The 6,587-nt window shown below is 58.1% G+C and carries 7 protein-coding genes; 4 read left to right on the top strand and 3 right to left on the bottom strand.

What is annotated here, in order from left to right; genetic code table 11:
• Positions 1–52 precede the first annotated feature (52 nt).
• Both ABX749_RS16880 and ABX749_RS16875 read left to right on the top strand, forming a co-directional pair.
• Entirely contained in the window at positions 53–499 is a 447-nt protein-coding gene (locus ABX749_RS16880) for a hypothetical protein (RefSeq protein WP_372897001.1), read from the top strand.
• Positions 500–543: 44 nt separating this feature from the next.
• Positions 544–882, top strand: a complete 339-nt coding sequence (locus ABX749_RS16875) for a carbon storage regulator (protein ID WP_372897000.1) — start codon at positions 544–546, stop codon at positions 880–882.
• Positions 883–998: 116 nt separating this feature from the next.
• Here the strand turns inward: ABX749_RS16875 and ABX749_RS16870 are convergent, their stop codons facing one another.
• Complete coding sequence (locus ABX749_RS16870) at positions 999–2,225, bottom strand: hypothetical protein (protein WP_372896999.1); 1,227 nt, start codon at positions 2,223–2,225, stop codon at positions 999–1,001.
• A 144-nt stretch (positions 2,226–2,369) separates the two neighbouring features.
• Between ABX749_RS16870 and ABX749_RS16865 the strand changes: the two genes are divergently transcribed.
• Together ABX749_RS16865 and ABX749_RS16860 are read left to right on the top strand one after the other, a co-directional pair.
• On the top strand, positions 2,370–3,821 hold the full coding sequence (locus ABX749_RS16865) for an alkaline phosphatase (protein WP_372896998.1): 1,452 nt from the start codon (positions 2,370–2,372) through the stop codon (positions 3,819–3,821).
• Positions 3,818–3,979, top strand: a complete 162-nt coding sequence (locus ABX749_RS16860) for a hypothetical protein (protein WP_372896997.1) — start codon at positions 3,818–3,820, stop codon at positions 3,977–3,979. The genes ABX749_RS16865 and ABX749_RS16860 overlap by 4 nt, the downstream gene beginning before the upstream one ends.
• A gap of 54 nt (positions 3,980–4,033) precedes the next feature.
• On the opposite strand, the gene ABX749_RS16855 is transcribed toward ABX749_RS16860, so the two are convergent.
• Together ABX749_RS16855 and ABX749_RS16850 are read right to left on the bottom strand one after the other, a co-directional pair.
• Positions 4,034–5,872, bottom strand: a complete 1,839-nt coding sequence (locus ABX749_RS16855) for a glycerophosphodiester phosphodiesterase family protein (protein ID WP_372896996.1) — start codon at positions 5,870–5,872, stop codon at positions 4,034–4,036.
• Positions 5,873–5,877: 5 nt separating this feature from the next.
• Positions 5,878–6,312 (bottom strand): VOC family protein, encoded by a 435-nt coding sequence (locus ABX749_RS16850; protein WP_372896995.1) that lies wholly within the window; start codon positions 6,310–6,312, stop codon positions 5,878–5,880.
• Between the last annotated feature and the right edge of the window lie 275 nt (positions 6,313–6,587).

Below are 6,587 nucleotides of genomic sequence, written 5' to 3'. Positions count from 1 at the left end.
TGCATACTCTGCGGCATGAACGTTTCCCGTCGATCAAACGGAGGAACCTTTCATGCCCGCTACATTGGATCAACCACGACACAGCACCCACCGGTCTTCATCTACCGAGCGAACGCGGCGGCCGCGCCGAAGTGAGCGTCGCGCCCGCGAGAACGATGCCCGCCAGCCGCGGCGACACGCGATCAAACCGACATGGGATCGATCGAATCGCCCCGACGCCGCGGCGGTTGCAACCGGGGCACCCGCAACGTCAACCCGACCGACGTCGCGACGACGCAAATCCCGATTAGGGAGATTCTTCAGCGGTTTCACCCGTGAAAAGTCGTTCACGATCCTGTCGTTTCTCGTCGCCAGTGGGCTGATCGTCCTCTGCTCGCTCGACCTGGCGTTCGCCTGGCCCTGGATGCACGCCAGCTTACTGTTCGATTGGACTTACCTGGGTGTGGGCCTTGCCATGTTGTGGCTGACCTGGGACGTCTTCAACGATCAATCGCGTTGACCGTCGAAAAACGTTGACTCCTGCCGAAGGTCCGCTGGCGTGCAATGAAGACTTGCCAAGCGGATGGGCAACCAGAATCAGCTGATTGGCACAAACGTTGCATCCGGCAGAGTCAACACGCGACAGCTCAGACGCTGTTGGCACACTTCACGTCAAAACCATTCAGGGGACGAAACATGTTGGTGCTTTCACGGAAAGAGAACGAGCGAATTCAAATTGGTGATGAAATTGTGCTAACCATCACGGCGATCAAGGGAAACCGCGTTTCAGTCGGCATTGATGCCCCCAAAGAGGTCGCCATTCGAAGGAGCGAACTCGGTCTGAGTGGAGCATGTGAGCCGAGGACGCGGCCGTCCGATTCCCGCCGCCGCCACGTGGCATGAGACATTTTGTCGTGTTGCGACCGCGACAAAATGGCATCTAACGACAATCTGTCCAACACCTCGGCCCGAAACGCCGGGCCGAGGTGAACGGTCGCAATCGATGTGGTTGGTCGGAATCACTGGGCGACTGCTTCGTGCTCCATCACCATCGCTTCGATCGCGTTGAATTGGTCGTCCTCTCGGACCTCTTCAAGGAGTGCGTCGTCGTACCACATGTGTTCGCTATGGCCGGCACCGCTGAGGAAGCCGATCCACTGAGCCGCCGTCGGAGTGAAGTTGGTTTCGCCGGGAATGATCATGAAATCGCCACCATTGTCAAACGGGAAGATCGTGATCGTTCGGCCGATGTGTTGGTAGTAAACCCATCCGGTGAGAAAGTTGATTCCGATTTGTTCCTTTTCCGGAAACGTCGTCGCCGGATCGCCGCTGACGACAAACCGTGTCGTGACCTGTTGCAGACTCCAATCGTCGGCCCCCTTGTCGTGACAGAACGCTGCAAAGTTTTCGTCGCCGACTTTGGGTGATCCGAACGTCATCAATCCATCGACGGGAATCTCGTCGGAATAGTGCAGCCGTGTCGCGGCCAACGTGGCCCGAGCCGCACCGAGGCTGTGACCGGTCAACCAAACCTTCTTTCCGCTGGCATGCGCGTCCAAGGCGCGAGCGAGCACCCAGGGGTAAACCGAATCGACACTGTCCCAAAACCCGAGGTGCACGAAGAATTTTTTGTTGTTGATTTCGATCGGCCAGGGATCATCGTTCAAGTCGGTCGTGGCATCGACGTAGGGATTGATGTTGTTGGTCCCTTCGCTGCTGGTGCCGCGGAAGGCGATCACAAGGGTATCGCCGATGGTGAACGCCGCCGCTTCGGTTCCGGTGTCGTCGTTCATGATGACGTCAATGTTGCCCTCTTCGATGCCCTGCGGATCAAGTCGGTCGATCAAGTCTTCTTCAAAGGCGGCTTCACTGGTCGCGTCGCTGTAAACGGTCATGCTCAATTGTGCCAGCAAGTAGGCGTTGAGCATCGCCTTGCTGCCATCGGCGGGGTCAAAATGATCGTAGAGCGATTGAGGCTCCTGTTCTGGTTCCGGCGAATCCGACGGCAACGCCAGCGTTCCTCCACCGCTGGTCTTGGTCGGTACTTTGACCGGCTTGGTGTGGACTTCGCCGGTGACGGGATCGATCCAGATTTGTTGGTCGACCGTCGCCAAACTCTCGGCGGTGCGGGACACCACGGGGGCAGTTTTCGTCGCGACCTTGGTGTCGTCTCGAAATTCAGCAGCGGTGGCGAAGGTTCCGAACAGGGCAAACAAGGAAAACGCGGTGGCGAATCGGCAGAGCATCTCAGATCTCGGCAAGTGGTTGGAAGGGTCTGTTCCCACACGCTCCGGTGTGGTTCTGCCTAGCCAAGCGGAGCAACGGGTGAACTGTTACATCCCGTGGCCTACAATGTCTGGCATCTGGACCCCACCATCGAAGGAGAACCGATGAAAATAAATCCATGGACAACGCCCCTGACCACCTTCATCGCGACGCTGCTGCTGACCGCAGGCATGTCTGCTTGGGCGAAAGAACCTCTGACCAAGGGCGAGCAGGATCCGGTCATGTTGGATCTGGATCCCTACCTGATCGACGCCTTCTACGGCAGCGATCCGAAGGGACAAACCGGACGATTCGGCGCAGAAGGCGGGATGGCGGATCTGTTGAGCGAACCCGAGTTCGTCAACTTGGTGGAAAAGCACGACCTGAAACTGTTCAACGGGCCCATGCTCGGCGACCTCAAGCCGACGTCGGCGAAGTTCTGGGTTCGCACCGCGGGGCCGGCGCGGGTTCAAATCAGCGTCGGGGCGCAGATGTCCGACACGGTTCAGACTGCCGCCGAAGATGACTTCACGGCCGTCATGACCGTGTCGGGATTGCAACCCTTCACCGACTACGCCTACACGGTCAACATCGATGGCCGCACGATCCAATCCCCGACGTTCAAATTCCGGACGGCACCGGACAAGGGGCAAGACGTTGACTTCCACGTGACGTTCGGCTCGGGATCACGTTACGTCCCGCCGAATGAATTCGCCTGGCACAACATGGCCAAATCGAGACCCTTGGCCTACTTGGGTCTCGGTGACAACGTTTATATCGATGTCGTCAATCGCCGCGGAGCGCAACGGTTGTTCTATTACCGTCGATGCCTCAGCCCGGCCTACCGCGAACTGATCGCAGGCGTTGGCATGTACGCCGTTTGGGACGACCACGACATGGCGATGAATGATTCCTCCGGCGGGGCCGGTTTGGACGCGGCTTGGAAACGCCCCAATTGGAAGGTCTTTGCCCAGAACTGGAACAATCCACATTACGGCGGTGGTCGCGAAATGCCAGGCACGTGGCATTCATTCTCACTCGGAGACGTCGACTTTTTCATGACCGACGGACGTTTCTACCGCGACAAAGGGGACCGAACCATGTTGGGGCCGGACCAGAAACAATGGCTGCTCGATGGATTGGCCAATGCAAAAGGCAAGTTCAAAGTCATCGCGTCGGGAACGATGTGGTCCGACGGTGCCGATAAAGACGGCAAGGATTCATGGGCCGGTACCTGGGCGCGGGCCGAACGCGACGAGATCTTTGACTTGATCAATGACCGCAAGATCGATGGCGTGATTCTGATCTCCGGAGACCGTCACCGTTCGGACATCTGGAAAATTGAACGTCCGCGAGGCTATCCGCTGTATGAGTTTGTGTCCGCAAAAGTGACGAATCAACACACACACCAAACCTTCCCCAACGCCGTCTGGTCTTACAATCAAGGCAACTTTTGGGGGCAACTTCACTTCGACCTGCGCCCAGATGATCCCGTGATGACGTTCAAATGCGTCGACAACAGTGGAAAAGCGGTCAAGGAATTCCCGCTGAAGCTGAGTCAGCTGAGTCACGATTGAAACGCGACATCGCGTCAGAGCATTCAGAGGTCGTCAAGCAAATGGCGCTGCGACACCAAGCCTGGGAACAAACCTTGGCGCCACTCGGCGAGATTCCCAACGTGCGCGCCGACCGGCCGATCATCCCAACCGGTCACGGCTGGGCGACGGCGGAGTGATGATGTTCGTCACACGGTGTGAACCAAGGGGATGGAACACGATCCATTGGTCCGTTATTCCGCAATCAGCGAAAGCAGCAATTGCGGATGGTCGGTGTAGATCCGTTCGACGCCGAGCTCGAGTAGGCGTTTCATCGTCTCCGGATCGTTAACGCTCCAGGCACCGACAGTGATCCCGGCCGCCTTGATTTTTTGCACCTTCTCCGCGGTGACGCCTTCGTGATGGAGCACCAATGCTTCAAAGCCGTGTCGCTGTGCGATCGTAATGTCCTGGTCGATGTCCGTTTCCTTGCCGCGATCCCAGAACACGGGGATCGTCGGGTCAAGTTGTTTCACCTCGGTCATGTAATCGAGGTTTCCATCATTGAACCCGACCCATCGCTCGGCGTTCATCTCTTTGATCAACGCCACCGCGTCTGCGACACAATCCATCTTGGGCTGGATCGAAACCCGAGTCCGGTTCTGCGTCATGACCCGCTGCAACACCTCTTTCAACAACGGAATCCGCTCGACCGGGCATTCCTCGACACTCTTGCCGTTCCGTCGCCGAAAATCGGTGGCCACGTCAATTTTCGAAAGCTGCTGATAAGTGGATTCAGCGACGACGCGATCTTGGTCGCCGACACGTTTGGTGGTCTGGTCATGAATGACAACGAGTTGTCCGTCTCGGGTGCGAAAGATGTCCAACTCGATCCAGTCGGCGCCGACATCGATTCCGCTTTCCAATGCCGGTATCGTATTCTCGGGAAAGCTTCCTGAATTGCCTCGATGAGCGGTAACGCCGTTGCGGAGAAACGAGGCCGCCTGTCCAACGATCTCGTCGCGTTTCTTTTGAAACAATTCCAGCCAACCCAACGTCAGCGCCTCGGGGATCGTCTTGGCCGGCCGGATTTCATCCGGCGTCTTTCCCCAGTAGAATCCGATCCAGCCCGTCGCGTAGGGCCGAGATTGATCGATGAACTGTTCCAGTTCGTCGGCACCACACTTCAACGTGAAGGTCTCTTCGATGACGACGGGCTTACCGACCGCTGCAAATCCCTTGACCGTCTCGATCGCCTCGGCCACCTTGCCGGATTCTGGGTAGATGTGCATGGCGATAAAGTCCAGTTCGTCGGCGATCGCTTCGGGAACAAATCCCGAAGTCATCCCCGGGCGGTCCAAACTCCACGGCACCAGACCGACGGTGACCAAGTGCTGTTTATCGTGCTTGCGGATCGCCGAGACTAATTTGCGGATCCAATCTCGTGCCACATCCGGACGATTGCGGTTGTTTCGATCCAGAGTGATGAACTGCACAAAGTGCTTGCCGCCGAAACCCGGTCCCAGCCAATCGTCGCGCCGCTTGTCGCCTCCGGGCACGACCGGTTCGTTCATCAGGTCGTAGCAAAAGATCGCGGGGCTTGTCGCACAGGTCTTCGCAACCGCTTCCCAGAACACCGCTTGCGCCGCCCAACGGTCCTCTTCGCTGAGCGTGTCATACCAGGCGGGCACGTCCTGTTTGTGGTAGCAGCCCAGCCCGGTCAGATCGAGGTACAGCTCGGTTTGCTCGGCCAATTGAACCAGACGGGCGAGTTGGTCGAGTGAATGTTGCCGCGGCTCCGTCGGGCTTTCCATGAACCGTCCGAACTGGAGATGGATGCGAACCACGTTCGCGCCCAGCGCTTTCATCTCGCCAAATGCGGCTTCCACGGTGGGCCATTGGTCGTCCCAATAGTCTTCGAGCAGTTTGCCGTCACCTTCGTGGTCGTAATTGAAGCCCCACGGAATAAACGGAGTCCCGGATTCCGCACGGACGAACGTCTGCCCGTCGTCGCTGACCCGGATCCACTGGAGTTCAGCGGCGGCGAGTTGGCTCGTGAGAACAAGCAGTGGCAGTAGTGCTCGGTAAATCATCTGCATCAGTCGGTGGCGAACAGTTGGGATTGGATATCCGCGAACGCCTTGAATTCCAACGCGTTCCCACTGGGATCCTCGAAGAACATGGTGTGCTGTTCGCCCGGCTGACCCTTGAATCGGACGTGGGGCTCGATGATGAACTCGTCCACGAAGCTGGCGACACGCTCCGCGAATGGCTTCCACACGTCGACCTCCAGCACCACGCCGAAATGTGGCACCGGCACCGCATGGTCATCGACCGGATTATGATGCTTGGCCACCCGACCATTTTGTCCCAAGGCAGGATTGAGATGGGTGACCAACTGATGGCCGAACAGATTGAAGTCGATCCATGCCGAGTCGCTTCGCCCTTCAGCCAGCCCCATCTTGACCCCGTAAAACTCACGCGCCTCGTCAACGTCGCGGACTTGGATGGCCAGATGAAAAGGTGTCAGCATCGGAGTGCTCCATCGTCGGGTTTGGTGCTTCTCAAGCCATGATAGCGAGTCTATCGGTCGCGTTGGGCAATGGAAGTAAATTGAAGTGAAGATGCACCACGCGCTGGTGGCCAGGCTTCAGCCGCCCGTCTTGCTGCTTCGCAGCGCGTGGGGATGCGCCTGAAGGCTGGACACCAACGTGCGCTGGTGTGCAGGCTTCAGCCGCCCCGTCTTGCTGCTTCGCAGCGCGTGGGGATGCGCCTGAAGGCTGGACACCAACGTGCGCTGGTGTGCAG

The organism is Stieleria sp. (assembly GCF_041595215.1).
GTDB lineage: Bacteria > Planctomycetota > Planctomycetia > Pirellulales > Pirellulaceae > Stieleria > Stieleria magnilauensis.
This window is presented reverse-complemented; position numbering and strand designations above follow the sequence as displayed.

What these genes read in the sequence shown, in the direction of transcription:
- ABX749_RS16875 (WP_372897000.1), top strand. Translation starts at nt 544, where the DNA reads ATGAAGACTTGCCAAGCGGATGGGCAACCAGAATCAGCTGATTGGCAC.
- ABX749_RS16865 (WP_372896998.1), top strand. Translation starts at nt 2,370, where the DNA reads ATGAAAATAAATCCATGGACAACGCCCCTGACCACCTTCATCGCGACG.
- ABX749_RS16855 (WP_372896996.1), bottom strand. Translation starts at nt 5,872, where the DNA reads ATGATTTACCGAGCACTACTGCCACTGCTTGTTCTCACGAGCCAACTC.
- ABX749_RS16870 (WP_372896999.1), bottom strand. Translation starts at nt 2,225, where the DNA reads ATGCTCTGCCGATTCGCCACCGCGTTTTCCTTGTTTGCCCTGTTCGGA.
- ABX749_RS16850 (WP_372896995.1), bottom strand. Translation starts at nt 6,312, where the DNA reads ATGCTGACACCTTTTCATCTGGCCATCCAAGTCCGCGACGTTGACGAG.
- ABX749_RS16880 (WP_372897001.1), top strand. Translation starts at nt 53, where the DNA reads ATGCCCGCTACATTGGATCAACCACGACACAGCACCCACCGGTCTTCA.